Below are 24,928 nucleotides of genomic sequence, written 5' to 3' on the forward strand. Positions count from 1 at the left end.
GTAAAAAGTCGATTTTCAGATGGCGCCGTAAAAAGTTCAAGATCAAGGCTTGCGCGATTTCGAAGAATGCAGCGTACTTATCAGTACGTGAAATTCTGAGAAATTGCGCGTAACGCAGATATTGGACTTTTTGCGGTGCCATCATTGTTCATCAATTGTAAAATGCATGTTTTCCCGCCATTGTTTTACAATCGATAAAGGCCTTTTCCATGCAGCTCAAACGCATTGACATCTATGGGTTCAAGTCGTTTGCCGAAAGATGCACCATTGTCTTTCCGCCCGGCATATCCGCGGTGGTGGGCCCCAACGGCTGCGGCAAAAGCAACATCATTGATGCCATCAAATGGGTCATGGGTGAGCAAAGTGTGAAGCAGCTGCGGGGCAAATCCATGGGGGACGTGATTTTCTCCGGAACGGACAAAAAAGCGGCCGTGAACATGGCAGAAGTGTCGCTGACGCTCACAGGCATTTCAGAACAAACCCCTGCTTCTGTCAGCGCATATGAAGAAATCATGGTCACCCGCCGTCTTTACCGCTCAGGTGAAAGCCGGTACATGATCAACAAGCAGCCCTGCCGGTTAAAAGACATCAGTGATATTTTTCTTCGTTCCGGCATGGGAGCACGGTCATGCGCCATTATCCAGCAGGGAAACATCGGGGCCATAACGGATGCCGCAGCAGAGGAGCGGCGGACCTTTATCGAGGAAGCCGCCGGGGTTATGCGCTACAAAACCCGGCGTCAGGAGGCCCTGGCCCGGGTCAAATCCACACGCCAGAATCTGGACCGGATCAACGACATTCTCGACGAAATCGGAAAACAGCTTGAAGTCCTTGAGCAGGAAGCAGAAACGGCCCGGCAGTACAATGCGCGCATGGACAGGCTCAAGCACGCGGACATGCTCATCTCGGTGTATTATTATGAACAATACGAGCGCCGGATCAACGAAAACCGGCAACTGCTCCAACGTCTTAAGGAAAAGGACGAACTCAACACCGAAAACCTTGAACAGTTAAATGCCGCCCTGCAGGAAATCGAAGCCCGGCGCACACATGAAGAAAAAGCCCTTTCCGGGCTGCGCAACCAAAAAACCGACCTGCAGCGCAGCATTGATCAAACAGAAAGCCGGCTGCAGCACCTTGAGGATGAACAATCCCGACTGACCCGGGAATTGTCCCAATTGCAGGAGTCCCTGGAGAAAACCCGCCACAAGAATCAGCAAATCGAAACCGAAATCCAACAGGCCGGGGAAAAAGCACAGTCTTTGGAATCAGAAATTCAGGAACTGCTATCCAGCCTGGCCCAACAGGAATCCGCATCCGACGATGACAAACAGCGGCTTGCGGAGTTAAAACAGCAACTGGAAACCCATAAAAAAAACCAGTCCCGGCTGTCGGCCCGGCAGGCAAAATACAACAATGTTTACAGCACCGCGCTTTCCAACAAGGAACAGATCAAACGGCGCCTCAAGCAGGCGGAAAAGGAAAAAAACGAAACCGCCGATCAGACTGCCGAACTAGCGGAAACCGAAGCCGATCAGCAGCAGCGCCAGGATGCGCTCGATCAGGAAAGAAGCCGGCTGGAAAGCCAAATCAGCTCCTGCCGCAAATTGTTAAAAGAGCAAAGCCAACAACTCCACGCCCAGATCAAAACCGTCAATGAGCTGCAGCAGAGCCGGGCGCAAATCAAATCCCAGCTCGGGGTGCTCAAGCGGATGGAATCCAACTTTGAATGGTACAAGGACGGGGTTCGGGCGATCATGCAGGCCCGGCAAACCCCGGCCGGTAAAAACGGATTTGACCCCTCGGAATGCCTGGATATCGTGGGCAATCTCATTGAACCGGATCCCGGGTATGAACAAGCCGCAGAAGCCGCCCTTGGCGAAGCCCTGCAATACATCGTGGTCAAGGCCGCGGAATCCGGTATCCGGGCCATTGACTTTCTGAAACATCAGAACGCCGGCAGAAGTGGTTTTATTTTCCTGGAACCCGGGCGGCAACACCCCGAAAATCCGGAAACAAATCCGGACACAGCACCACACGAGGCCCCAAAGGTCACCCGCCTCCAGGACCATGTCCGCACACGGGCGGGATTTGAACCTGTTGTCCATTCTCTGCTTTCCGGCGTGGGCGTCTGTGACGACCTGCAAACCGCCCGTTCATTGATAGACCCGCAAAAGGGCATTCGTATTCTGGTCACACGGGACGGGGATATGGCGGCTGCCCCTGGTATGGTTGTCGGCGGCAGCAAGGACCGGCTTGCCGGGATCCTGGAAAAGAAGCAGGAAATCCGGCAATTGGAACAAAACCTGACCGATACAAACCAGCAACTGGATTCAGCCAAAGGTTTTCAGGAAAACCTGGAAAAGTCCGTCCGGAGCCATGAAAATGACCTGGCCCGGCTCACTGAGGCCAGTCACAAGTGCCAGACAAACCTGGTGGAAATGGACAAGGAGCTATACAAAACAGGCGAATCCCTGCGTCAGGCCCGCCGCCGGCTGGAGGTGGCCACCCTGGAACAGCAGCGCCTGGAAGGCGAAAAGCAAGATATCCGCCAGGAACTGGCCGAGCACGACAATATTCTGGCGGAAATCGACCAGCAGATGAGCGATCTGGAATCCGGAATCCGGGATACAGAGACGCAAATCCGGGAGTTGGAGGAACAAATCCGGGTCCAGCAAAACGCCCGGATGGATATCAAGCTTAAAGTCACCCGGCGTTCTGCGGAGCTGGAAAACGCGCAAAGCACGGTATCCCGGCTCAAAAGCTTCAGGGAGGAAAGCACCAACCGGATTTCCGAAATTCAGCAGGAAATGGATAACAAGCAGCAGCAGGCCGATCAGGCCGCCGGGCAGATTCAGGAGGGACAAAAACAGCTCAAAAACCACAAACAGGAAATGGCAGGCCTGCAGGAAGACCTCCGGACCCGGCAGTCCGACTACCAGTCCCTGGTGGGCCGGCAGAAAAAAACCGATGCCACCATCTCCGGCACTCAGAGTGAGTTGGAAGAGATCCGCAAAAAAATCCACCAGATCGAACTCGACCTGTCAGGACTCCGTATCAACCAGGAAAACATCGTTAACCGGTTTCTGGAAAAATACGCAGACGCCTTTGAGCAGGTGCGCACCGCATACCGGGATCAGGTTCTGGCCGCGGATTTCTCCATTGAAAAAGCCGAAAAAACCCGAACAGACACCAGAGAGAAAATCAATGCAATGGGCGAGGTCAACCTCGGTGCCATCGAGGCATATGAATCCCGGAAGCAGCGCTATGATTTCCTGGCCGGCCACCGCGATGACCTCATGGAGGCCCTGGGGGATCTGGAAAACGTGATCCGAAAAATCAACCGGATCACCCGAAAGCTTTTTCTGGAAACCTTTGAAGCGATCAACCGGCAGTTTTCCGGTTTGTTTCCCAGGCTGTTTAACGGCGGGGCGGCATGGCTGGAACTCACCGAGCCGGACAAGCCCATGGAAACCGGCGTTGAGCTGATGATCCACCCGCCCGGCAAAAAGGTTACCCGTCTGAGCCTGCTTTCCGGCGGAGAAAAGGCCCTGTCTGCCATAGCCTTTATTTTTTCCATATTTTTTCTCAATCCCGCGGCCTTTTGCCTGCTCGATGAAATCGACGCCCCGCTTGACGATATCAATGTGGAACGTTTCAACGAGCTGCTGAAAATCATCGGTGAAAACACCCAGATCATCATGATATCGCACAACAAAAAGACAATGGAGTTCTCAGACATTCTTTTCGGGGTGACCATGGCCGGCAGCGGGGTGTCCCGGGTCATATCGGTAAACGTAGCGCAGGCACTGCAAATCAGCAAACAAAACACCCACGGCAACCACAGCAAAGGAAGCGATCATGCTGCAGCACTTAACTGACTTCTGCCGGCGATTTTATGCATCCCTGCAGGCCACGGGCTGGTATAAGGAAATCATCGGCGCCGGGCTTGCCCTTCTGCTTTTGATCCTGCTCATTGATATCATCCGGCGGCGAAAAAAAGCTGAAAAATGTCCTGGCGCAGAAACCCGGACGGACCCGGCCCAAACCGAAGAAATTATGTCCGGTCAACCGGCGGACTTCCACGAAATACCCGAACCCGAGCCCAAACAGGAAATTGAACAACCCGGTCCGGCCGGGGCTGAAACACATCCCCCGCCGGCCGCCGAACCGGTCGCCCCGGAGCCGGCAAGGCTGATGGACCGGCTTAAAACCGGCCTCGGCAAAACCCGAAAGTCCCTTGCCGGCCGGCTGGAGCAGGCCTTTGCCGATAAAAGCGTTCTTGGCCGGCAAAACATGGAGGAAATTGAAGAAGCCCTGATTACCGCTGATGTGGGCATGGACACAACAATGAAACTCATCGGCAAAATCGAGGCCAATGCCGCTCAAATTTCCGGCCCTGAGCAACTCCGGGCCTTTTTAAAGCAGGAAATGCGAAAAGTCTTTGAAAACGTGCCGCAGCCGGCACCGGCAGCAGAAACACCCCATGTGGTTATGGTGGTTGGTGTCAACGGCGTGGGTAAAACCACCACCATCGGCAAACTGGCCTTTCAATACCGCTGCCAGGGAGCCGGCGTGCTCATCGGTGCGGCTGACACATTCCGGGCCGCGGCTGTGGAACAGCTCACCATCTGGGCCCAGCGCGCCGATGCGGCCATCGTGGCCCACCGGGAAAACGCAGACCCTGCAGCCGTGGCCTTTGACACGGTGGAAGCCGGTATTTCCAGAAATATTGACCGGGTGATCATTGACACTGCCGGCCGGCTGCACACCAAGGTCAACCTCATGGAACAATTGAAAAAAATCAAGCGCAGCATTAGCAAAAAACTGCCCGGCGCCCCCCATGAGGTGCTTCTGGTCCTGGATGCCACCACCGGGCAAAACGCCCTGGCCCAGGCAAAAATGTTTCATGAAGGCATCGGGGTTACGGGTTTGATTCTCACCAAGCTCGACGGCACTGCCAGAGGCGGCATCGTGGTGGGCATCTGTGATGCCATGAGGCTTCCGATTCACTACATCGGGGTGGGAGAAGACATGGAAGACCTGCAGCCTTTTGATCCCAAAGCCTTTATTGACGCGCTTTTCTAGAAGGACAAATTGCTTTTTCGGCATTGCTCATTCGGGGGCGCCCGCATGGTGGGCAGATACATTTTTGGAAAATGGTACACAGGGATGAAACAAGAATCCGGACTTTGATGGTTTTCCAAACACAGTACAGATAAGGCCTGCCGGATAAATTTTTTTGGAAAAATTTATGAAAATCGCATTTTATGTATTGACAAGTAAAAAAACCTCTTTTAAGTTATCATAAAATCAGGGCTTTTTGATAAACCGCAACAAAAGAGGGAGGGAAAGTCATGACAAAAGCAGAACTGGTTGAAAAGATGGCAAAGGATGCGGGCATCTCCAAGGTTGCCGCCACCGCAGCACTCAATTCCTTCATGGACGGCGTGTCCAAGTCATTGAAGAAAAAAGACGGGAAGGTCACGCTGGTGGGCTTTGGCACATTCCAGAAAGTCCGGCGCAAGGCCAGAACCGGGAGAAATCCCCAGACCGGTGCACCCATCAAGATCAAGGCCCGCAACGTGGTCAAGTTCAAACCCGGCAAACAGCTGCGGGAAACGGTTTAGTTTACGCGGTCACAAAAATTTTTTCGATTTCCGGTATTAAAAGGGCGGTATCCCTGATTGTGGGAACCGCCTTTTTATATCGCCCTAATGGGTATTGCGGATGGTAAAATCCGAATGCTCGCCGGTATAGGGCTTTTCCTCCACTTCCACATCTGTCACCGAGGCCCCGGGCGGGCCCTGGCGGCACCAATTGAGCATGTTGTCCACATTTTTGGCCTCGCCTTCAAACACGGCCTCCACCGTACCGTCAGCCCGGTTTCTCACCCAGCCGTTGACCTTGTGCTCCTCTGCAGCCCGGGCGGTTTCCATCCTGTAACAAACCCCCTGGACATTACCCTTAATCACCGCACGCACAGCCTTTTTTTCTGCCATATTCCCATCACTCCTTCTAAATAACTTCGTTCAAAGTTCAAAGTTCAAGGTTCAATGTTCAAGGTTCAAAAAAATAAAATAAAGCTTTGAATCATCCGGCAAAAAGTTATTTGCAGTTTTCGGTCCCGGGCGGCGGCCCGGGGGAAACGCTTCCAAGGAAGTCCAAGGGCGGGGTCGGTTTTTGAAGCGACATTGAGCGTTTTTGCGTGAAAATTTCAAACTGTCTGAGGAAGCCAAAGCGAATTTGTAAATTTTAAGCGAAGACATTTGATAAATCCGCAAAAACGATCAGGAGCGAAAAAACCGACGCCGACCGCAGGACTTCCTTCCTGCAAAAACAGCGGACGCGGTAAAAAGTTTTTTACGATTCCATCAAAAAATAATGCATTGTCATAAATGGTTCAACCCCGGGTGCAGTGCCATACACTGCCGAAATTGATCCGTCAATTTATCCGGCGTCCCGGATCAATGCCTGAAATCCCGACTCGTCAAGAACGGTGACACCCAGCTGCCGGGCTTTTTCCAGCTTGGAGCCGGCAGCCTCGCCGGCCACCACAAAATCGGTTTTGCCGCTCACCGAACCCGATACCCGGCCGCCGGCCGATTCAATTTTTTCCCTGGCCTGATTGCGGGTCATGGCGGACAAGGTGCCGGTGAGCACAAAGGTTTTGCCTTCCAGTGGGCGGTCTGCGGTTTCGCCGGCATCCTGCTTTTCAGACACAATCTCAACGCCCAGTTCCTGAAGCGTCCGGATGATCTCAAGATTTTCCCCACGGCTGAAAAACTCGGTGATGCTGGCAGCCGCCACCGGCCCGAGACCATCAATGTCCTCAAGCTCACGGGAGTCCGCAGAGGCCAGGGCTTCAATGGTTTCATACCGGGCCGCCAGCAGCCTGGCCCCGTACCCGCCAACATGCCGGATGCCCAGGGCATAGACAAAACGCGAAAAAGCAATCCGCCGGCTTTGGGCGATGGCATCCACCAGATTTTGGGCGGACTTGGGCCCCATGCGGTCAAGGGCCTCCAGGGTCTTGACATCCAGTCGGAAAATATCGGCTATGGATGCAATCAACTGCCGGTCCACAAGCTGGTCAATGAGCTTTTTGCCCAGCCCGTCGATATCAAAGGCGCCTTTGGCGGCAAAATGCCGGATATTGCCCTTGAGCTGGGCCGGGCAGTTGCGGTTGATACACCGGGTAACAGCCTCGTCTTCGAGCCGGACGGCCCTGGCTCCGCATACCGGGCAGGACTCCGGCATTTCAAATGGTGTTTCCTCCCCTGTGCGCCACGAATCAATCACCTTGACGATTTCCGGGATCACATCACCGGCGCGCTGCACCAGGACGCGATCCCCGATTCGCACGTCCTTTTTGGCAACCTCGTCTTCGTTGTGAAGCGTTGCCCGGCTCACGGTCACCCCGCCGATGCTTACCGGGTCGAGCGCAGCCACCGGTGTCAGGGCACCGGTGCGGCCTACCTGGACGATAATGTCGGCCACCCGGGTCTGCTCCTGCAGGGCGGCGAATTTGATGGCAACGGCCCATCTCGGGCTCCGGGAGGTGGTGCCCAGCTGCTGCTGGAGTGCATAGGCATCCACTTTCACCACCAGACCATCGATCTCATAGGGCAGATCCGTGCGCATGGCGTCAAGCTCGTGAAAAAACCCAACAGCCCGGTCTGCGTCAAGGCCGCATCGCACCAATGGATTAACAGGAAACCCCAGTTTTTCAAGAAACTCCAGGGCCTGGCAGTGGCCGGTCAATTCCGGGCCCTGCACCCGGCCGATGCCGTAGACAAAAATCTTCAGCGGCCGTTTTGCAGTAACTTTTGAATCCAGCTGCCGCAAGGATCCGGCAGAAGCATTTCTCGGGTTGGCAAACAGGGGAAAATCATTTTCCAGGCGCCACTGGTTAAGGGCTTTAAAATCAGCAGTTTCCATATAGACCTCCCCGCGGACTTCCAACAGGGATGGCACGGAAAGCCCTTGTTTTTCCTCCAGGCGCAGAGGGACTTCCCCGATTGTGCGCACATTGGGGGTGATAAGCTCGCCGGTATAGCCATCACCGCGGGTGGAAGCGGTTTCCAGAACCCCGTTGCGGTAGACCAGTTCCACAGCCACCCCGTCCACCTTGGGCTCCACTGTGTAGCGTACCGGCGAATCGGTTTTCAGGGCCCTGCGAATCCGCTGATCAAAGGCCTGGATATCATCTGCGGAAAACCCTTTGTCCAGGCTGAGCATGGCAACGGAATGGGCAATGGTCTCAAATTTTTCAAGAGGGGCGGAGCCCACCCGAACAGTGGGGGAATCCGGTGCGGCCAGTTCCGGCCAGTTGGATTCGATCTCCAGGAGTTCCTGCATGAGCCGGTCGTAGCGGGCATCTGAGATCTCGGGATCATCGAGCACAAAATACCGATAATTGTGGTGCCGTAGCTGCTCGCTCAACTGCTGTGCGCGTTTGCGGACGGAATCATCAGGTGTGGGGCCCATCAAATGCCTCGCTTCAGCGGCGTATCAGTCCAGGGGGTTGACGTGTTCGGTGAGCTCGTCTTTGACCTCATCGATAATGTCATAGAGCCACATGAGGTCCTCCATGCTCAGGCGGCCGGCCTTGGCCGGGGCCCGGTCGGTGCCGTCCTTTTTTTTCAAAATGCGCGGACCGATTTGCACCTTGGGCTCGCCTTCTCCGTACTGGTTGATGGAAACAATAAGCCCGGTTTCTTCGTTTTGCCATTTCTTGAGCACTTTGTCCTTTTCCGGATCATATCCTGCCATGCAAATGCCTCCTTACACATATTGCCGCTACAGGTGAATCAAGCACACCTGCGGTTTTTTTGTTTAAGTGAAACGCTCACAATTGATTGTTTCGTAAAAAGTAAGTTTTTAGATGGCGCCGTAAAAGTTCAGGTGGAAATTTTTGAAAAATCCGCCAGCCGGGCAAACAAGTCTGAAATCCGCTGCAGCAGGGCCAGGCGGTTTTTGCGCACTTCCGGGTTTTCGTCCATAACCAGAACCGTATCAAAAAACGCATCCACCCGGGGCTTTAATCCTGCGATCCGGGCAAAGGCCGCGTCCATGTCCTTTTGCGCCAAAAGCCGGGACACGGTTTTTTCCGCCTCCAGCAAAGCCTCATGCAGGGCGGTTTCAGCCGGGTCGGCAAACATCTGTACCCGAATCTCAGAAACGGTTGTATCCGCAGAATCAGCCTTGCGGATGATGTTGACCACCCGCTTAAATGCCACAGCCAGGGATTGAAAATCCGGTTCGGATTTCAGGCGCTGCAGGGCGGCTGCCCGCTGCCGCACATCCGGGATCCGGTCTGCGGACACCGATATCACCGCTGCTGCCAGATCCCGGGCAATATGAGCGTCTTCGAGCAGAAAGGCCATGCGGTTTTCCATGAAACCGCAGACTTCCGCTGTTTTGGTTTCCAAGTGTTCCCCGGCGGCCCCGAGCATTTCCAGGGCGCAGCCAACGGATTCAGACAGGCGGAAATCCAGATCCTGGTCCATGGCGGTCTGGATAATGCCGATGGCCTGGCGGCGCAGGGCATAGGGATCCGAGGCGCCGGTGGGCACCAGGCCCAGATAAAAGCAACCGCAAATGGTGTCTATCTTGTCTGCGATGGACAACACCGCACCGGTCACGGCAGAGGGCAGCTCGCCGCCGGAATATGTGGGCCGGTAATGTTGCTCAATAGCTTCTGCCACAGGCTCTGCCTCCCCTGCCCGCCTGGCATAGATACGCCCCATGACCCCCTGAAGCTTTGGAAACTCATTGACCACGTGGCTGACCAGATCGGCCTTGCACAAAAATGCCGCCCGGTCCGCGTGGGCCAGACCCGTTGCATCCAGGCCCAGTCGGCTGCCAAGCAGATTGGCCAGCCTGCGGATGCGCATGGTCTTGTCATAGACAGAGCCCAGCTCGGCCTGGAATATCACGGATTTTAACCGCTCCACCATGTTTTCCGGAGAGGTTTTTAAATCCGCGTGGAAAAAAAACCGCGCGTCTTCCAGGCGGGCCCGCAGCACCCGTTCATGGCCTGCTGCCACCACCTGCATATCACGGGCCACGTTGTTGTTGACCGCAATAAAATGGGGCAAGATCTCATCATTTTCATTGACCACGGCAAAATAGCGCTGGTGCTCCCGCATGGCGGTTACCAGCACCTGCTTGGGAAGTTCCAGAAATTTTTCGTCAAAATGGCCCAGCACCACTTCCGGAAATTCCACCAGATGGGTGTTTTCCTCCACCAGTTCCATATCCTCGACAATCCGGCCGCCTGCTGACTCTACCGCCCGGGCCATGCGCTTTTGCATTTCCGCCCGCCGCTGATCCATATCCGCCATTACCCAAGCTCCGGCCAGGGCATCCACGTACTGTTCCGGGGATTGAAGGCGGATTTTACCGGGCTTTAAAAACCGGTGGCCAAAGGTATGCCGGCCGCTTTTGACACCGGCAAAAGATACGGACACGGCGCGCTGTCCATAGAGCACCACCAGGCTGTGCACGGGCCGTGCAAAGGCCACGCGCAGATCGGCCCAGCGCATGGTCTTGGGAAAGGGGATGGCCGTGATGATTTCCGGCAGTATCTCTTTTAGCACCGCCGGGGTGGGCCGGCCGCGCTCGGTTTTGCGCGCGCAGAGATACCGGCCTTTTCCGGTTTCCCTGATCTCCAGTTTGTCAACAGACACACCGTTTTTTTCAGCAAACTTCCGGGCCGCCACTGTGGGTCGGCCGTTTTCATCAAAGGCCACCCGCTCGGGCGGACCGGTCAGTTCTGAGACCACTGTCTGCTGACGATCGGCAACATCGCAGATGTACACCGCAAGCCGCCTCGGGGTGCCGTAGACCCGGGCCTGGCCGCAGTCAATGCGCAGAGCCGTCAGCCGGTCCACAAGCCGCCGGCAAAAGGCGTTTAGGGCAGGTACAATATAACCGGCCGGAATTTCTTCGGTTCCGATTTCAATGAGCAAAGGTTTCATTTTCACACCTGTATGTTTCACTTGCTGGCTTTGAGCATGGGATATCCAAGGGCCTCGCGCTGCTTTAAATACACTTCAGCGCACTTGCGGGCAAGGTTGCGGATCCGGGCGATATAGCCGGTTCGCTCGGTAACGCTGATGGCCCCCCGGGCTTCGAGCAGATTAAACGTGTGGGAGCATTTCAGGCAGTATTCATAGGCCGGCAAAACCAGGTCCTGTGCGGCGGTGCGCTTTGATTCAGCCTCAAACCGGGCAAAGCATTTCTGCAGCATCTCCACATCCGCAATTTCAAAATTATAGGTGGACTGCTCGACTTCCTGCTGGTGGTCAATGTCGCCATAGGTCAGAAAATCGTTCCACCGCAGGTCATAGACATTGTCCACACCCTGCAAAAACATGCATATGCGCTCCACCCCGTAAGTGATTTCCACGGACACCGGGTGGACCTCGATGCTGCCGGCCATCTGGAAATAGGTAAACTGGGTGATTTCCATGCCGTCGAGCCACACCTCCCAGCCCAGTCCCGAAGCGCCCAGTGTGGGCGATTCCCAGTCATCTTCCACAAACCGGATGTCATGGTCCATGGCATCGATGCCCAGCGCTTTTAAGCTCTGGAGAAACATATCCTGAATATTGGCCGGCGAGGGCTTGAGTAAGGCCTGGAACTGATAATAATGCTGGAGCCGGTAGGGATTGTCCCCATAGCGGCCGTCAGTGGGCCGGCGCGACGGCTGGGCATAGGCCACGTTCCAGGGCTCCGGTCCCAGGGCGCGAAGCAGGGTGGCCGGATGAAAGGTGCCCGCACCCACCTCCATGTCATAGGGCTGAACCAGCACGCAGCCCTTGCGGGCCCAAAAGCGCTGCAATGTCAGTATCACGTCTTGAAAATTCATTTTTATTTCCCGCTTGCATGTGATTTGTTGCCTGTGATTTGTTTCAAACCTTCATATTGTATATCCGGCAGATCTCAGACCGGAAGTGCCGGTCAAACAAACCCGCCGGAAAACTTCAGGATTCCACATGGAGGCCTTGTGCAGCCACACGGGCTTCAAGGATGTCCCCGTCGGTCCGGCCGGACACGATTGCCTCCCATTGCGGCCTCAGCAAGGCAATGGCATCTGCCGGACCCAGCGCCCACAGACATCCCCCGCCGCCGGCGCCGGTAAACCGGGCCCCGCAGTTTTGTGTTTCCGCAGCATCAATTAGCGCTGCACCCACCTCATCGACCACATGAGGAGTGATCCTGCGCCGCAGTTCTGTCTCGCGGTTCATCCATCCGGCTGCACCCGCCATATCCCCGTCGGCAAAGGCATCCACAAACTCCCGGGTGGCCGCAACGATCTGCTGCCACCAAGGCCGGTCGTGTCCGTCAAGAAACCGGCTGATCCAGGTGCCGTTGATGTCTTTGGATTCATGGGGCACCCCGCAGTAGGCCACCAAAAGATTGGTGTTTATCTTTTCGGCATTTTCAGGCGGTATCAATACCTGCCGCCGCCATCCCGGCCGTCCCTTGTCAAGGGTCCAGTGCCAGGCATTGACCCCGCCGTATGCGGCAGCCAATTGATCCTGCATGCCGCAGGGCACCCCGGCCAGCCCCTGCTCGATGCCGTGGGCCAGCAGGACCGAGGCTAAACGGTCCGGAGCAGGCTCTTTCGTGCCGCCCCGGAGCCGGGACAGAGCCGCCACCAGGGCCACAGCCGCAACAGAAGAGCCGCCAAGGGCGCTTCTGGGCGGAGAGGCCGAGTCAATGTCAATATGAATCCCGTCTGTGCGAAAAAATGCGGCAATGGCAAAAATAAGCCCCAGCGGGTGAGAAAAAGGCGCCTTGTCTATGGAAAATTCCGCTGTTTCAAACCCCCTGGAGCTCACCCGGATGCGGCCGGGCGCGGCAGCGCGGACCTGCACCCTTGTGCGCAGTTCCAGGGCGATGTTAAAGGTGCACGGCTGCAGATGTGCCAATGGATAATACAGGCTGCTGATATCCAGGGTGCCGCCCAGATCCACGCGGCATGGCGCCGATACCGTCACCAGGGCTGATTTGCAATTTCCGGATGCATCTGTTGTCATGTGTCTCTGCTGTTTTGCCTGGTATACCTCACTGCCTGCGCATCTGCTGCAGCACCCGTAAACTGCGCGGCACCCGCCCCAGATGATAGGGCACAAAAGCCTCCATTGCCAAAAGCCCTTCTTTGACCGCAGACCCGGTCAGCCGCAGCCGCTGGACCGTGCGGATTTCGTTTTCCTGGATCCATGCAACCTGCTTGACCGTTCCCGGAGAGATCCGCACCCGGGTCCGGCTGCTGCCTGCGGCACACCCATTACACACAATGCCGCCCTTTTCAAGATCAAAAAAAACAGAAGATCCCATCCGGTCCAGGGGTGTTTGGCAGGCCACGCACCCGTCCATTCGGGGTGCCAGACCGGCCAGGGTCAAAAACCGCACCTGGAAAATAATGCTCATTTCCGCCGGGGCCGCCAGGTTTCTGTCCAGGCCCCGCAAGGCGTAATACAGCAGGCGGTAAATTTTTGCCTGGGGCCGGTATTCCTCCAGCCACCCGCACAACAGCTCCGCCCAGTAGCTTGCATACAGGGTCTTGACCACATCGTCACGGATTTGGGCAAACGGGGTCTGCATGGCCGCTTCCTGCAAAATCGGCATGCCCCCGCGCTTAGGGCTTCGGCAAACCAGTTCCAGCACGGTAAAGGGCTCCAGAAGCCCGGAAAAGCGCTTTCTGCTCTTTTTGGCGTTTTTGGCAATAACCGGAATCCGGCCCTTTTCCCGGGAAAAAAACGTGATGATCAGATCATGGTCGCCGTGATCAATTCGCCGCAGCAAAATCGCCGGAGTGGAAAATCCGGACATGTTTCATATTCCGAGCAGAAAAGTGGCCAGCTGGAAATAAAAAAACACGCTGACAATGTCAATGGCAGAGGTCACAAACGGTCCGGTGGCCACAGCCGGATCAACATTGATCCTGGCAAAAAGCATGGGCAGAAGCGAACCGATCAATGCGGCAACCGTCATGGAAGACAAAACCCCCATGGACACCGCCAGGCTAAAGCCGACCACGTTGTACTGAAACTGTGCCAGGCCCGCCAGCAGACACCCGTATACAACACCGAGAATCAGGCCCACGGCCAGTTCCTTGGACACCACCCGCCACAGGTCCTGGATATGGATCCGCCCTGTGGCAAGGCCGCGCACCACGATAGTGGAGGACTGAATGCCCACGTTTCCGCCCATTCCCATGATCACCGGGATAAATGCGGCCAGATAGGAGATTTCCTGGAGACTGGCCTCGAAATGACCGATCACAAAAATGGCGATCACCCCGCCCACACAGCTGGCAAACAGCCAGGGCAGCCGGATGCGGGTACTGCGGAACACGGACTTGGTTTCAACAAACTCCTCGCCCACACCGGCCATTTTTAAAATATCCTCAGTGGCCTCCTCCCGGAAAATATCAATGACGTCATCCACGGTCACAAGGCCCACCATGCGGTGCTCTTCATCAACCACCGGCACAGCCAGAAAATTATACCGGGCAACGATCTTGGCCACTTCCTCCTGGTCCATGTCTGTGGTCACGGAAATCACATCCCTGGACATGAAATTTTTCAAAGGGGTGTCAGGCTGGACAAGCACCAGCTGGCGCAGGGAACACACACCTGTGAGATGCTGGTCATCATCGATGACATAAACGTAAAACGGCATCTCAATGTCTTTGTATTCCTTGCTTTGGAGGGTGGAAACCACCTCGCCTGCGGTCATGTCCTCGGGCAGGGCGATGAAATCCGGGATCATGATCCCGCCGGCGGTATCATCGGGATACATCAGCAGGTTTTCAACGTCCTCATCGCCCTTTTTGCGGATATGGGCCAGCACGTCATCGGCCTGCTCGGCGGGCAGCAGCTTGATAAACGCGGCCGCATCATCTGAGGGCATCCGGTCGAGAATTTCAATGATATCGGAAACACTGACACCCTCGATTACCGACAATACAATGTCTTCATCAAGCTCGCTTAAAATCTTTCCCTGCTGCTCGCGGTCCTCGATCAGGGAAAACAACTGCCGCTGATGGGAGGCGGACAAAGAGGAGAACACCATGGACAGGTCTGCTGCGTGGATCCGGCTGATGATCTTTTTTAACCGCGCATGGGCCCCCCGGCGCAGCAGCCGCTTGATGGTTTCGATCAATATGTGGTTTCGCTCACTGGCCATTATCTGTTTCCGTTGGATTGCGGCAAACTGATGCTCACGGATCGGCCTGGTTCGGAGCCGAGATTTACAATCCGGCCGTTAAAACGCAGCCGGACGCCTGCGGCATTGCTGATCAGCAGCTCAAAACCGCTTTTGGCGGCCAGTTCCACGTGATCATTGGGATCCAGCCGGTATTTGGTATAAGGTTGATCATCAATGCGAACATTTAATGTGACTTCGTCAACCGCATCAATATCGAGCCGCTGGAGCCCTGACCGGCTTTTTTCAGGAGCGGCGCTGTTTTCTGTCATACCGGGTTTTTCATCCACCAACCCTGACGGCTGTTGTTGGCTTTTTTCCCCAGATGCCGGCGGGCTTTTCTGCTGCCGGTCCGGAGCCGAAACCGTACCGGATTCCATCCGTGAAAAAGCATACAAGGACAGCACCATAATCACCCCCAGTACGGCCAGGGCGATTATGCTCCGGGAAAATGCCTTGTTCCCGGCTGCCAGGACCTCGCTTTCCCTGCGGAGGGCATCCTCATAGGCCTGGCGATGAAGCTTGTAACGCTCGATAACATCCTCGGGATCCACGCCGATTTCCCGGGCGTAAGCCCGCAACATACCCTTTGTATACACTTCGCCGGGCAGCTGTTGATGATCCTCGGCCTCGATGTGGCGAAGCTGGCGAACAGACACGCAAATGGCGTCCGCCACGACTTCCGGGGCAATGCCCTGTTTTTCCCGGATGATTTTTAAATATCGGCCAAAGGATGCAGCATCGATGCCCGACCTGTTTTCCATGTATGCACGGGTTGCCAAAGTAATTTATCCGCAGGGATCCTCAGGTTGACAAATACGGGCCCCCTGCATTACCGAAAAACACGGATATGGGCATTTTCCCGCAACGACTCAAGCCAGGCCCGGTATTTTTCATCAACCTGCTCGTTGTAAAGCTTTTCTTCAATTTCCGCGGCAGCCGATTCCAGGGGTTCAGACGGGGGCTCAATAATTTTTTCCACATAAAAAAGCTGGATCCCCTGCCGGGTTTCCACCCCGCCGGAAACCTCACCTTCCTCTAAATCCCCAATGACCGACCGCAGATCCCGGGCCAGATCATTCACGGCAAATTCGCCAAGCTCACCGCCCTCATCTGCGTTGGGGGCGAGGGAATATTTTTCCGCCATTTTCCCAAAAGAAGAGCCCTCATTGACCTGCTCGCGGATTTCATTGATCCGCCGGCGGATCTCAGGATCGTTGGTATCTTTATCCGGTCCTGCCAGAAGGATGTTTCTGAGTTTGTAGCGGGGGCTGCTGCCGTAATTTTCAGGATGATCTTCGTAATAACGCTGGATGTCTTCGTCAGTGATGACAATGCTGGATTTGACCTTGCGATTGACCAGGCGGCTTCGAAGAATCTGGTGCCGGAGTTCGCTGCGATACTGCTCCATGCTCATTCCCTGCATTTCCAATGCCTGTCGCAGCCGCTCATCGGTATAGCGATTCCGCTGTTTGACCTGCTCAATGGCGGCATCCACCTCGGCTTTTCCCACCTGTATCCCGGCCTCTTCGATCTGCTGATCTGCAAGGGTCTCGTTGATCAGTTCGTCGATTAACTGCATGCGCGCCTCATAGAGCTGCTCGCGCATCTGCTCTTCAGACAGGTTCCTGGATTCAAGCTGTTTTCTGACGGGCTCCAGCTGCCGATCAACTTCCCTGAGCCGGATGATATCATCGTTGACCACGGCCACAATGCGGTCCACCACCTCGGGCCGGGCGCCCGCAAAAGGCACAAACGTCAGCAAAACAGCCGCAACCGCAAAAAACGCCCACAAACATTTCATCCGCAACAACCCCCTTTTAATACAAGAAAATTTTTAATTATTAACATATGTTGCGATTTCCATCAAGATTTTTTTGGCCTCATTCATCAGGCTGTTAATCCGGGTTTTGCCCATGGGCACGCACAGGACATGGTCCGGGGTGAATCGGTAGCGCCCGGGGTCTGACTGGACGAGATCCATCAAACCATGGGGATTTTTCTGATGCATCCCGGAAAAGCTCAATGACATGGTTTCCCAGGTCAGATCCAGACGCCTGACACCGGCCCGGACAGCCAGGAGCCGCAGCATGATCTTGAGCAGCAGGTGAAGCGCCTCTGCAGGCGGCTTGCCGTAGCGATCCGTTAGCTCCTCCCGGAAATCAGCCACCTCCTTTAAATCGGTCATCCTGGCCAGGCGTCGATAAGCTGCCAGTCGCTGATCAATATCGGCAATATAGGATTCCGGGATAAACACGGATACCGGAATATTGATTTCCGGCTCCAGGGGCTCGGTGACCGCCTCGCCCTTGAGCCGGCCCACGGCCTCTTCCATGAGCTTTAAAAACATGTCATATCCCACCGCTGCAATATGACCGGACTGGGAAACACCCAGGGCCGCGCCTCCGCCCCGGATCTTTAGATCGTTTAGTGCGATCTGAAACCCGGCTCCCAGATCACTGTGCTCCATGACCACCTTGAGCCGCTTTTGGGCATCCCGGGACAAAGCCGCCTCCCTGGGCACGATCATATAGGCATAGGCCTGGGTGTCGGCCCGCCCCACCCGGCCCCGCAGCTGGTAGAGCTGGGCCAGGCCCATTCGGTCGGCCCGGTTGATGATCATTGTATTGGCGTTGGGAATGTCCAGGCCCGATTCCACGATGGTGGTGGAAACCAGCATATCAATGTCCTTGTTGATAAACCGGTACATGACCCGTTCAAGCGCATCTTCGCCAAGCCGCCCGTGGGCCACGCCCATACGGACCTCGGGCACCATTTCCGAAAGCCGCCGGGCCATGTTGTCAATGGTGCTGATGTTGTTGTGCACGAAAAAAATCTGCCCGCCCCTGGCCAGTTCACTGCGGATGGCTTCAGCAATGACCGCGGCGTCAAATTCGCTGATATAGGAAATAATGGGATGTCGCAGCTCCGGCGGCGTGGTGATCACGCTGATGTCCCGGACCCCGAGCATGGACATGTGCAGCGTACGCGGAATGGGGGTTGCAGTCATGGACAGCACGTCAACGGAAGTACGCATTTTTTTGAGCTTTTCCTTGTGACGCACCCCAAAGCGTTGCTCCTCGTCAATGATAATCAGGCCCAGGTCCTTGAATGCCATGTCTTTTTGCAAAAGCCGATGGGTGCCGATAACAACATCGATCCGTCCCTGTTTAAGCCCCTCGATAATCTGTGTCTGCTGTTTTCGGGTGCGGAACCGGTTTAAGCTTTCCACTGAAACCGGATAGCGCTCAAAGCGTTCGGAAAAGGTCCTGAAATGCTGTTCCGCCAACAAAGTTGTAGGCACCAGCACGGCCACCTGCTTTCCGTCATTGACCGCCTTGAATGCCGCCCGCAGGGCCACCTCGGTCTTGCCGTAGCCCACGTCTCCGCAAATCAGCCGGTCCATGGGAACATCGGATTCCATATCACTGATCACATCCGAGATGGCCTTTAGCTGATCCTCGGTTTCCTCATAGGGAAAGCCTGCTTCAAAGTCCTTATAATAAGAATCCGCCACCCCAAAGGCATATCCCTGCTGGACCTTTCGCCTGGCGTAAAGATCCAGCAGATCCCCGGCAATTTTTTCCACGGATTTTTTGGCCTTGCTTTTCACCCTGGCCCAGGATGTGCCCCCGAGTTTGTCCACAACAGGCGCAACATCGTCAACCCCCATGTATTTCTGAACAATATCCATGCGGTCAACCGGTACAAACAGCTTGTCGCCCCCCCGGTATTCCAGCACCAGAAAATCATTGGTCACCCCCTCCAGGGTGATTTTCTCCAGGCCCTGGTACCGGCCGATGCCGTGATCCATGTGCACCACCAGATCCCCGGCGTTGAGATCGGCAAAATCCAAAAATGCCGACTGCACGGTCTGCCGGGCGTCTTTTCGGCTTCGGGGCCGGACCCGGGTGCCAAAAATCTGACGGTCCGTGACCAGGGCAAGGCGCTGATCATGCCAGACAAATCCCGAGGAAAGCCGGCCAATGCAGATGCCCGGCTTAGAAGAAAAAGCCGGCATTTCGGAGAAATCCGATATAATCTGCGGCTGAATTTCATAAGCTTCGATCAAATCAAGCAGGCGACGTGCCTGGGATTTGCTGCGGCAGACCATCACGGTGGTATAGCCGGCGCTGCAGTGCTGGTTAATCCACCCGGCCAGAGGCTTTAGGATCTGCTCGTCCCGGCGGTTCCCGCCAAGGGAGGCCTCCAAATCGGAAAGGTCATCCACGGAAAGGTCAATGGGATCGGCATCCGGGGTGCGGGCTTTTGCCGGAGAATAAATATCGATTTGCCGGAACAAAATCTGCTGATGCTTTTCCAGGCATGCCTTTGCCGCATCCCAGTCCTGGTAGATCTGCTCCGGGGACACGCACATCCGCTGATCCTGGCATGCGGAATCATAATTGCGGCGGGCCAGGTCCTGCTTGTCAACCGCGGCTTTTTCAATTGCGCCGGTGTCTGCGGCGACCACCAGGGCATTGGATGGCATATAATCAAACACCGTGTCCAGTTCCCCGTAAATCAGGGGCAGCAGGCTCTCCACCCCGGCGAAAATGCCTTCCTCCCGGATCCGCTCGATAAATTCGGTTTCCGCGGATTTGGGCAAATCCGACGCCTGACGCTGACTGCGGGTGCGATCAATGATATGATGAAGCTGATGCTTGTGCAGCACCGCTTCCCTGGCCGGCAGGATGACAGCCTCGGACAGGGATTGCAGTTTTCGCTGGCTGGATGCGGAAAACAGACGGATGGACTCCACCGTATCACCGAACAACTCAATGCGAAGGGGATTTTCATACATGGGCGAAAAAACATCCACGATATCACCGCGGACACTGTAGTCGCCAGGCTCCTCCACCATGGCAGCATGATTGTATCCCCCGGAAGTGAGCTTTTCCACCAGGCCATCGCGGTCGGTTTCCTCGTTGACCATAAGCAGATCCGCATAATCCGCCAGTTCCTGCCGGGGAATAATCCGCTGGAGCAGGGTTTCCACCGGGGCCACCACAAGGCCCGCATCCCTGTGTCCCGTGGCCAGTTGATACAGGATGCGGATCCTGCGGGCGGCAATTTCATTGTGATAAGACACCCGTTTAAAGGGCAGGATATTATACGGTGGAAAAACACAGGGCTCCGAACTGCCGGGCCCTGCAAAAAAATTCAGATCCTGGGCAAAATTTTCCGCTTCCGCCATGCTGGCTGTCACCACAAACACGGGCCGCCTGGTGTGCCTTGCCAGACGCGAAACCAGGTATGCCACCTGCCCCCCGGAGGCGCCGGTGCAGGTAAGAATCCTGGTTCCGGCTGCAAGACGCCGGCCGATATCTTCAATAATGCTTGCTTGCTGCGCCCGCAGGGCGCTGATGGTTGTTTTTGACATTTTTTCCATTTATGAATAAAGGTTCATACTTGACTGAATTTATAAGTCCGTGGTAATAAAAAATTTATTTTGCCGACGTAGCTCAGCAGGTAGAGCAGCGCACTCGTAATGCGCAGGCCAGCGGTTCGACTCCGCTCGTCGGCTCCACATCAGACAGGGTTTCAGTTGGTTTCTGCTGAAACCTTTTTTATTTGCCGTGCAACTGACTTTGGATAACTAACATCACAAGCAGCTGCCGGGCAAACCGAATTTTGCAATATAAAAACTTGCCGGAAAAAAATCAATTCCAACCAAAGCCTTTTACCCGGCTCCTGGCAATTTTGTGATTTCCGCATGAGCCCGTAAAATGGATAAAACCCGGCGACAGTAAAGCAAAAATCGCTATAACCGCTTGACATATTATTCATATCGGTTTATTTAGAATAAAAACATGATCATTTCATACTTGAAATTCATTTGAGAATCATTTATCAACAGCCAATTGTCCAAGTAACCCGCAGCATCCGGAATCACACAGAAAAACAGGCCGGTTATGCAGCACCCGGATTTAAAACCAGATGATGCAAAATCAGATGACCTGGAATTAAAAGAGGAGATTCAGGCCATTTCCGGCCGGATCAACCGTATTCTAAAAGAGGTAAAACAGCATTACTGCCTTGCCGAATCCGACGCACAACCTGAGACAGCAGATCCGGCAACCGCTGAAACAACCGTTTGTCACCCCAACCCAACGCCAGACCAGGAGGCATAATGGCACTGACCAAAAATAAAATTATCGAGCGGGTCAATGACCTGGGCTTTACCAAGAAAAAGTCCGTGGATATCGTGGAATCTTTGCTTGAAATCATTAAACGGAGCCTGGAAAATGATGAGGATGTACTGGTATCAGGCTTCGGAAAATTCTGCATCAAGCAAAAGGAAAGACGCCGGGGCCGCAATCCGGCAACCGGAGAGGATCTTTTGCTCAATCCCCGAAAAGTCGTGACCTTCAAGTGCTCGGGAAAGCTTCGGGAAAGAATTAATAAGGGGCGTTAACCCGGCAATTCAGCCCTCAATTTTTCTGTTCAGCCTTGTTTTTTCCGGCCAGGGCCCCAATCCCCCCGGGGCCCTGGCTTGTTATTTGCCGCATAAATCTCAGACACGCGTCACTCAATCCCATAAGTCTTCATTTTGCTAAGCAAAGAAGGATGACTGATTTCCAGCAATCGTGCGGCCCGTGTTCGGTTTCCGCCTGTTTCAGCAAGGGCCTTTTGAATCAGAACCTGCTCCAGCGCCTGCCGCCCGGATTTCAGAGAAAATCCGGCTGTAATGGCATCCAGGCCGCTGTTTTTGTTTTCCTGCCGGCAAAGCCCGGCAAACAGGTCCTCGTCGAGTTCCGGGCCTTCGGCCAGCACAACGGCACGCTCGATCACATTTTCAAGCTCGCGCACATTGCCGGGCCAGCAATGCTGCATCAGCAATGACATGGCCCTGGCTGAAATACCGGTAATTTTTTTTTCAAACCTGGCCTGGTAGCGCTCAATGAAAAACTGCACCAGCGATGCGATGTCTTCGCTCCGCTCCGCCAGGGGCGGCAAATGGATGGGCATTACATTGAGACGGTAAAACAGATCCTCCCGGAAATTGCCCTGCTCTGCCTGTTCTGTTAGATCCTTGGAAGTGGCGGCTATAATCCGCGTGTCAACGGTTTTTGAACGGGTGGTGCCCACGGGGCGGATCTGGCTGTCCTGCAGCACCCGCAGCAGTTTCACCTGCAGGGACATGGGAAGATCCCCGATTTCATCAAGAAACAGGGTCCCCCCGGAAGCCGCCTCGAACAAACCCCTGTAATCCCGGTCCGCTCCTGTAAAAGCACCCTTTTTATGTCCAAACAACTCGCTTTCAAGCAGGTTTTCCGGAATCCCGGCGCAATTGACCGGAATAAAGGGTTGGCCGGCCCGCTTGCCGGCTGTATGAATCCCTCTGGCCATCAGTTCCTTGCCGGTTCCGCTTTGGCCGGTGATCAACACCGTGATGTCATACTGGGCCACCCGCTGGCCAAGCTCAAACACAGCCTGCATGCTCCGGCTTTCGGCAATCATCTCTCCGAACTGCCGGGGCTGGGCAATGCGTTCAAGGCGGGATTTAAGCAAACGATTTTCTCTTTTCAGGCTTTCCCGCTCTTCAGCTTTTTTAAGCGCCAGCAGGATTTCATCGGGCTTAAACGGTTTTGAGATATAATCGTAAGCCCCTTTTTTCATGGCTTCGACAGCCGTATCAATGGTGCCATAGGCTGACATCATGATCACGCTGGTTTCAGCGAGTCTGGAGCCGGCTGCCTCCAGAAAGGCCATACCGTCCATGCTCGGCATCCGGATATCGCAGAAGATGTAATCATACGTGCCGGTTTCCAGAAGCTCGAGCGCAGCCCGGCCGTCTGCGGACGTATCCACGCAGTATCCGGCATCACCGAGCAATGCGCTTAACATATGACGCATATTGGCTTCGTCATCCACAACAAGGATTCTTGTATGGTCACAATTTCCATGGGCAGAATTCATTGTTGCCACCCATTTTCACCTTTGTCTTTAATTTCCGAACGGCTTTGGCTTTCACCGGCGCCCGCAGCCAGCGGAAGCCGCAGCACCAGTGCCGTTGCCCCGGGTTCGGGGCTGGCCACAGTTATGTCGCCGCCCGTCTGCTGGATGATCATATAACTCACTGACAAACCGAGCCCGGTGCCCTTGCCAGGCTCCTTGGTGGTAAAAAACGGATCAAAGACCTGCTCAATATGCTGCGGATCAATGCCTGCGCCGTTGTCCCGGATCTTTAATTCAATAAACCCGGCAGCCGGATCATGGGCCCTTCGAAGCCGGGTATCAAAAATGCAGCGGGTACTCAGACAGATCTCTCCGGCCCGGGCATTGCCTGACTGCCGGATGGAATCAGCCGCATTGATCATGAGATTGACCAAAACCTGGTGAAGCTGGTCGGCATCCGCATATATCCGGCTGTTTTCCGCATCCAGACAGTACTGAAAATCAATGTTGGAAAACAAGGGCTGACAGGCAAGCATATCCCCGACCTCATGGATCAGATCGTGAAAATCTATCAAATCCGGTTTGTTTCCGCATTTTCTGGAAAAATCCAGAAGCTGGCCGATAATGGTATGAACCCGCTGGATTTCCGATTCAGCCCGCTGAATATAATCCTTGCCGGTTTGATCCTCCGGTGCAACACAGCGGGTCTTGAGCAGGCCCAGATATCCGAGTACAATACCGATGGGATTGCCGATTTCATGGGCCAGACCTGCGGAAAGACGGCCGATGGAAGCCAGTTTTTCAGCACGGACAATATCGTTTTTGGCTTCTTTTAATTGCTGGTTGGCCTGCTCCAGGGAGGCCAAAGACTGCTTGAGCCGCCTGCGGTCGGCTTCGATGCGCGAAAGCATCTGGTTGAGGGCCCCAGACAGCCGGCTGAACTCATCTTTCTGAACCTCGGAAAACCATTCCAGGGGTTCGGATGCCTGATAGGCCTCGGTATTGCGGATCAACCGATCAATGGGCCGGATCACCATGCGTGAAATCCGCCAGGCGCCAAAGGATACCAACAGAACAATATTGAAAAGCAGATAACCAAATGCCATTTTCTGGGTTGCGCGCATGGCATCATAAACCGAGGAAAGGGGCACAACACCGGTAACAACCCGGCCTGATTCCGGAACAGGCCGGGAGATCAGGGCATATTGGCTTTTTGGACCCAGAACCCCCCAGATTCTGCCGCAAAAAACGGTCTGCGGCTTTTGCCTGGAAACCGCCTGTTTGTGGGTGGCTCGAATGGTTTCTGAGAGCGGCTCGGAAAATGTGCCATAAGTTTGAACTTCAGAATTACCGGCGCTTACAAGCATTGCTGAAATTCCCCCGGATTCCGGGCCGGCGGTTTTCCAGCCGGCGGTTGCCCGGATTTTTTCTATCACCCCGGTTCCGGCCAGCTGTTTGATCCACACACGGGCAGAAGTCACATGATGGTGAACCATTTTCTGCTCGGCAATCTGGAGAAACACAAAATCCGTAAGGCCCACAGATAGAAACACCAAAAAGGCCACATTTACGGCTATACCGGTTTTCAGGCTTTTTAAACGCACCGTGCAGATCCGGTTATTGGGTGTCGGAAAAGTTGATGGCACCGTAAAAAGTCTGATTTCAGATGGCGCCATAAAAAGTTGCATGAACCCGTTTGTACACCTTCGATATCCGTCAGAGACCAAAAGGATTCAAGCATAAATCCGAAGCACGAAATCCGAAATGCGAAACAATATCGAATCAGCCAAACTCGAATTTT

18 protein-coding genes and 1 tRNA gene are annotated in these 24,928 nt (G+C 54.8%); 6 read left to right on the forward strand and 13 right to left on the reverse strand.

Annotation, left to right across the window (positions count from 1 at the left end):
• The first annotated feature begins 209 nt into the window (after positions 1–209).
• The 3 genes from smc (at position 210) to ACTCIA_RS12550 (ending at position 5,630) form a co-directional block, all read left to right on the forward strand.
• The gene (gene smc, locus ACTCIA_RS12540) at positions 210–3,881 is read left to right on the forward strand and encodes a chromosome segregation protein SMC (protein ID WP_463002155.1); all 3,672 of its coding nucleotides are present in this window, start codon (positions 210–212) and stop codon (positions 3,879–3,881) included.
• The gene (ftsY, locus tag ACTCIA_RS12545) at positions 3,862–5,088 is read left to right on the forward strand and encodes a signal recognition particle-docking protein FtsY (protein WP_463002156.1); all 1,227 of its coding nucleotides are present in this window, start codon (positions 3,862–3,864) and stop codon (positions 5,086–5,088) included. Before smc ends, ftsY begins: the two co-directional genes overlap by 20 nt.
• 269 nt (positions 5,089–5,357) lie before the next feature.
• The gene (locus ACTCIA_RS12550) at positions 5,358–5,630 is read left to right on the forward strand and encodes an HU family DNA-binding protein (protein WP_181551311.1); all 273 of its coding nucleotides are present in this window, start codon (positions 5,358–5,360) and stop codon (positions 5,628–5,630) included.
• Positions 5,631–5,714: 84 nt separating this feature from the next.
• On the opposite strand, the gene ACTCIA_RS12555 is transcribed toward ACTCIA_RS12550, so the two are convergent.
• From ACTCIA_RS12555 to mfd, 11 genes are all read right to left on the reverse strand, one after another.
• Complete coding sequence (locus ACTCIA_RS12555) at positions 5,715–6,002, reverse strand: acylphosphatase (RefSeq protein ID WP_463002157.1); 288 nt, start codon at positions 6,000–6,002, stop codon at positions 5,715–5,717.
• Between the two features lie 448 nt (positions 6,003–6,450).
• Positions 6,451–8,490: an NAD-dependent DNA ligase LigA gene (gene ligA, locus ACTCIA_RS12560; protein ID WP_463002158.1), complete on the reverse strand. Its 2,040-nt coding sequence runs from the start codon at positions 8,488–8,490 to the stop codon at positions 6,451–6,453.
• A gap of 24 nt (positions 8,491–8,514) precedes the next feature.
• Entirely contained in the window at positions 8,515–8,775 is a 261-nt protein-coding gene (locus tag ACTCIA_RS12565; RefSeq protein WP_463002159.1) for a hypothetical protein, read from the reverse strand.
• Positions 8,776–8,903: 128 nt separating this feature from the next.
• Positions 8,904–10,985: a glycine--tRNA ligase subunit beta gene (glyS, locus tag ACTCIA_RS12570; RefSeq protein ID WP_463002160.1), complete on the reverse strand. Its 2,082-nt coding sequence runs from the start codon at positions 10,983–10,985 to the stop codon at positions 8,904–8,906.
• 17 nt (positions 10,986–11,002) lie between these two features.
• Positions 11,003–11,878: a glycine--tRNA ligase subunit alpha gene (gene glyQ, locus ACTCIA_RS12575; protein ID WP_463002161.1), complete on the reverse strand. Its 876-nt coding sequence runs from the start codon at positions 11,876–11,878 to the stop codon at positions 11,003–11,005.
• 115 nt (positions 11,879–11,993) lie between these two features.
• Positions 11,994–13,052 carry a GHMP family kinase ATP-binding protein gene (locus tag ACTCIA_RS12580; protein WP_463002162.1) on the reverse strand — a complete coding sequence of 353 codons (1,059 nt, stop codon included), beginning with the start codon at positions 13,050–13,052 and terminating at the stop codon, positions 11,994–11,996.
• Positions 13,053–13,080: 28 nt separating this feature from the next.
• Entirely contained in the window at positions 13,081–13,848 is a 768-nt protein-coding gene (gene recO / locus ACTCIA_RS12585; RefSeq protein WP_463002163.1) for a DNA repair protein RecO, read from the reverse strand.
• 3 nt (positions 13,849–13,851) lie between these two features.
• Positions 13,852–15,207: a magnesium transporter gene (gene mgtE, locus ACTCIA_RS12590; RefSeq protein WP_463002164.1), complete on the reverse strand. Its 1,356-nt coding sequence runs from the start codon at positions 15,205–15,207 to the stop codon at positions 13,852–13,854.
• On the reverse strand, positions 15,207–16,007 hold the full coding sequence (locus tag ACTCIA_RS12595; RefSeq protein WP_463002165.1) for a RodZ domain-containing protein: 801 nt from the start codon (positions 16,005–16,007) through the stop codon (positions 15,207–15,209). Before ACTCIA_RS12595 ends, mgtE begins: the two co-directional genes overlap by 1 nt.
• A 50-nt stretch (positions 16,008–16,057) precedes the next feature.
• The gene (locus ACTCIA_RS12600; RefSeq protein WP_463002166.1) at positions 16,058–17,029 is read right to left on the reverse strand and encodes a SurA N-terminal domain-containing protein; all 972 of its coding nucleotides are present in this window, start codon (positions 17,027–17,029) and stop codon (positions 16,058–16,060) included.
• Positions 17,030–17,062: 33 nt separating this feature from the next.
• Positions 17,063–20,608, reverse strand: a complete 3,546-nt coding sequence (mfd, locus tag ACTCIA_RS12605; protein WP_463002167.1) for a transcription-repair coupling factor — start codon at positions 20,606–20,608, stop codon at positions 17,063–17,065.
• Positions 20,609–20,679: 71 nt separating this feature from the next.
• Between mfd and ACTCIA_RS12610 the strand changes: the two genes are divergently transcribed.
• From ACTCIA_RS12610 to ACTCIA_RS12620, 3 genes are all read left to right on the forward strand, one after another.
• Positions 20,680–20,755: transfer RNA gene (locus ACTCIA_RS12610), tRNA-Thr, on the forward strand.
• Between the two features lie 385 nt (positions 20,756–21,140).
• Positions 21,141–21,359, forward strand: a complete 219-nt coding sequence (locus ACTCIA_RS12615) for a hypothetical protein (RefSeq protein ID WP_463002168.1) — start codon at positions 21,141–21,143, stop codon at positions 21,357–21,359.
• A complete protein-coding gene (locus ACTCIA_RS12620) occupies positions 21,359–21,643 on the forward strand; it encodes an integration host factor subunit alpha (RefSeq protein ID WP_463002169.1) in 285 nt (94 codons plus the stop codon). The genes ACTCIA_RS12615 and ACTCIA_RS12620 overlap by 1 nt, the downstream gene beginning before the upstream one ends.
• A 110-nt stretch (positions 21,644–21,753) precedes the next feature.
• On the opposite strand, the gene ACTCIA_RS12625 is transcribed toward ACTCIA_RS12620, so the two are convergent.
• A complete protein-coding gene (locus ACTCIA_RS12625) occupies positions 21,754–23,148 on the reverse strand; it encodes a sigma-54-dependent transcriptional regulator (protein WP_463002170.1) in 1,395 nt (464 codons plus the stop codon).
• A complete protein-coding gene (locus ACTCIA_RS12630; protein ID WP_463002171.1) occupies positions 23,145–24,731 on the reverse strand; it encodes a sensor histidine kinase in 1,587 nt (528 codons plus the stop codon). The genes ACTCIA_RS12625 and ACTCIA_RS12630 overlap by 4 nt, the downstream gene beginning before the upstream one ends.
• Between the last annotated feature and the right edge of the window lie 197 nt (positions 24,732–24,928).

It is taken from the genome of Desulfosalsimonas sp., assembly GCF_055149105.1.

What these genes read in the sequence shown, in the direction of transcription:
- smc (WP_463002155.1), top strand. Translation starts at nt 210, where the DNA reads ATGCAGCTCAAACGCATTGACATCTATGGGTTCAAGTCGTTTGCCGAA.
- ftsY (WP_463002156.1), top strand. Translation starts at nt 3,862, where the DNA reads ATGCTGCAGCACTTAACTGACTTCTGCCGGCGATTTTATGCATCCCTG.
- ACTCIA_RS12550 (WP_181551311.1), top strand. Translation starts at nt 5,358, where the DNA reads ATGACAAAAGCAGAACTGGTTGAAAAGATGGCAAAGGATGCGGGCATC.
- ACTCIA_RS12555 (WP_463002157.1), bottom strand. Translation starts at nt 6,002, where the DNA reads ATGGCAGAAAAAAAGGCTGTGCGTGCGGTGATTAAGGGTAATGTCCAG.
- ligA (WP_463002158.1), bottom strand. Translation starts at nt 8,490, where the DNA reads ATGGGCCCCACACCTGATGATTCCGTCCGCAAACGCGCACAGCAGTTG.
- ACTCIA_RS12565 (WP_463002159.1), bottom strand. Translation starts at nt 8,775, where the DNA reads ATGGCAGGATATGATCCGGAAAAGGACAAAGTGCTCAAGAAATGGCAA.
- glyS (WP_463002160.1), bottom strand. Translation starts at nt 10,985, where the DNA reads ATGAAACCTTTGCTCATTGAAATCGGAACCGAAGAAATTCCGGCCGGT.
- glyQ (WP_463002161.1), bottom strand. Translation starts at nt 11,878, where the DNA reads ATGAATTTTCAAGACGTGATACTGACATTGCAGCGCTTTTGGGCCCGC.
- ACTCIA_RS12580 (WP_463002162.1), bottom strand. Translation starts at nt 13,052, where the DNA reads ATGACAACAGATGCATCCGGAAATTGCAAATCAGCCCTGGTGACGGTA.
- recO (WP_463002163.1), bottom strand. Translation starts at nt 13,848, where the DNA reads ATGTCCGGATTTTCCACTCCGGCGATTTTGCTGCGGCGAATTGATCAC.
- mgtE (WP_463002164.1), bottom strand. Translation starts at nt 15,207, where the DNA reads ATGGCCAGTGAGCGAAACCACATATTGATCGAAACCATCAAGCGGCTG.
- ACTCIA_RS12600 (WP_463002166.1), bottom strand. Translation starts at nt 17,029, where the DNA reads ATGAAATGTTTGTGGGCGTTTTTTGCGGTTGCGGCTGTTTTGCTGACG.
- mfd (WP_463002167.1), bottom strand. Translation starts at nt 20,608, where the DNA reads ATGTCAAAAACAACCATCAGCGCCCTGCGGGCGCAGCAAGCAAGCATT.
- ACTCIA_RS12615 (WP_463002168.1), top strand. Translation starts at nt 21,141, where the DNA reads ATGCAGCACCCGGATTTAAAACCAGATGATGCAAAATCAGATGACCTG.
- ACTCIA_RS12620 (WP_463002169.1), top strand. Translation starts at nt 21,359, where the DNA reads ATGGCACTGACCAAAAATAAAATTATCGAGCGGGTCAATGACCTGGGC.
- ACTCIA_RS12625 (WP_463002170.1), bottom strand. Translation starts at nt 23,148, where the DNA reads ATGAATTCTGCCCATGGAAATTGTGACCATACAAGAATCCTTGTTGTG.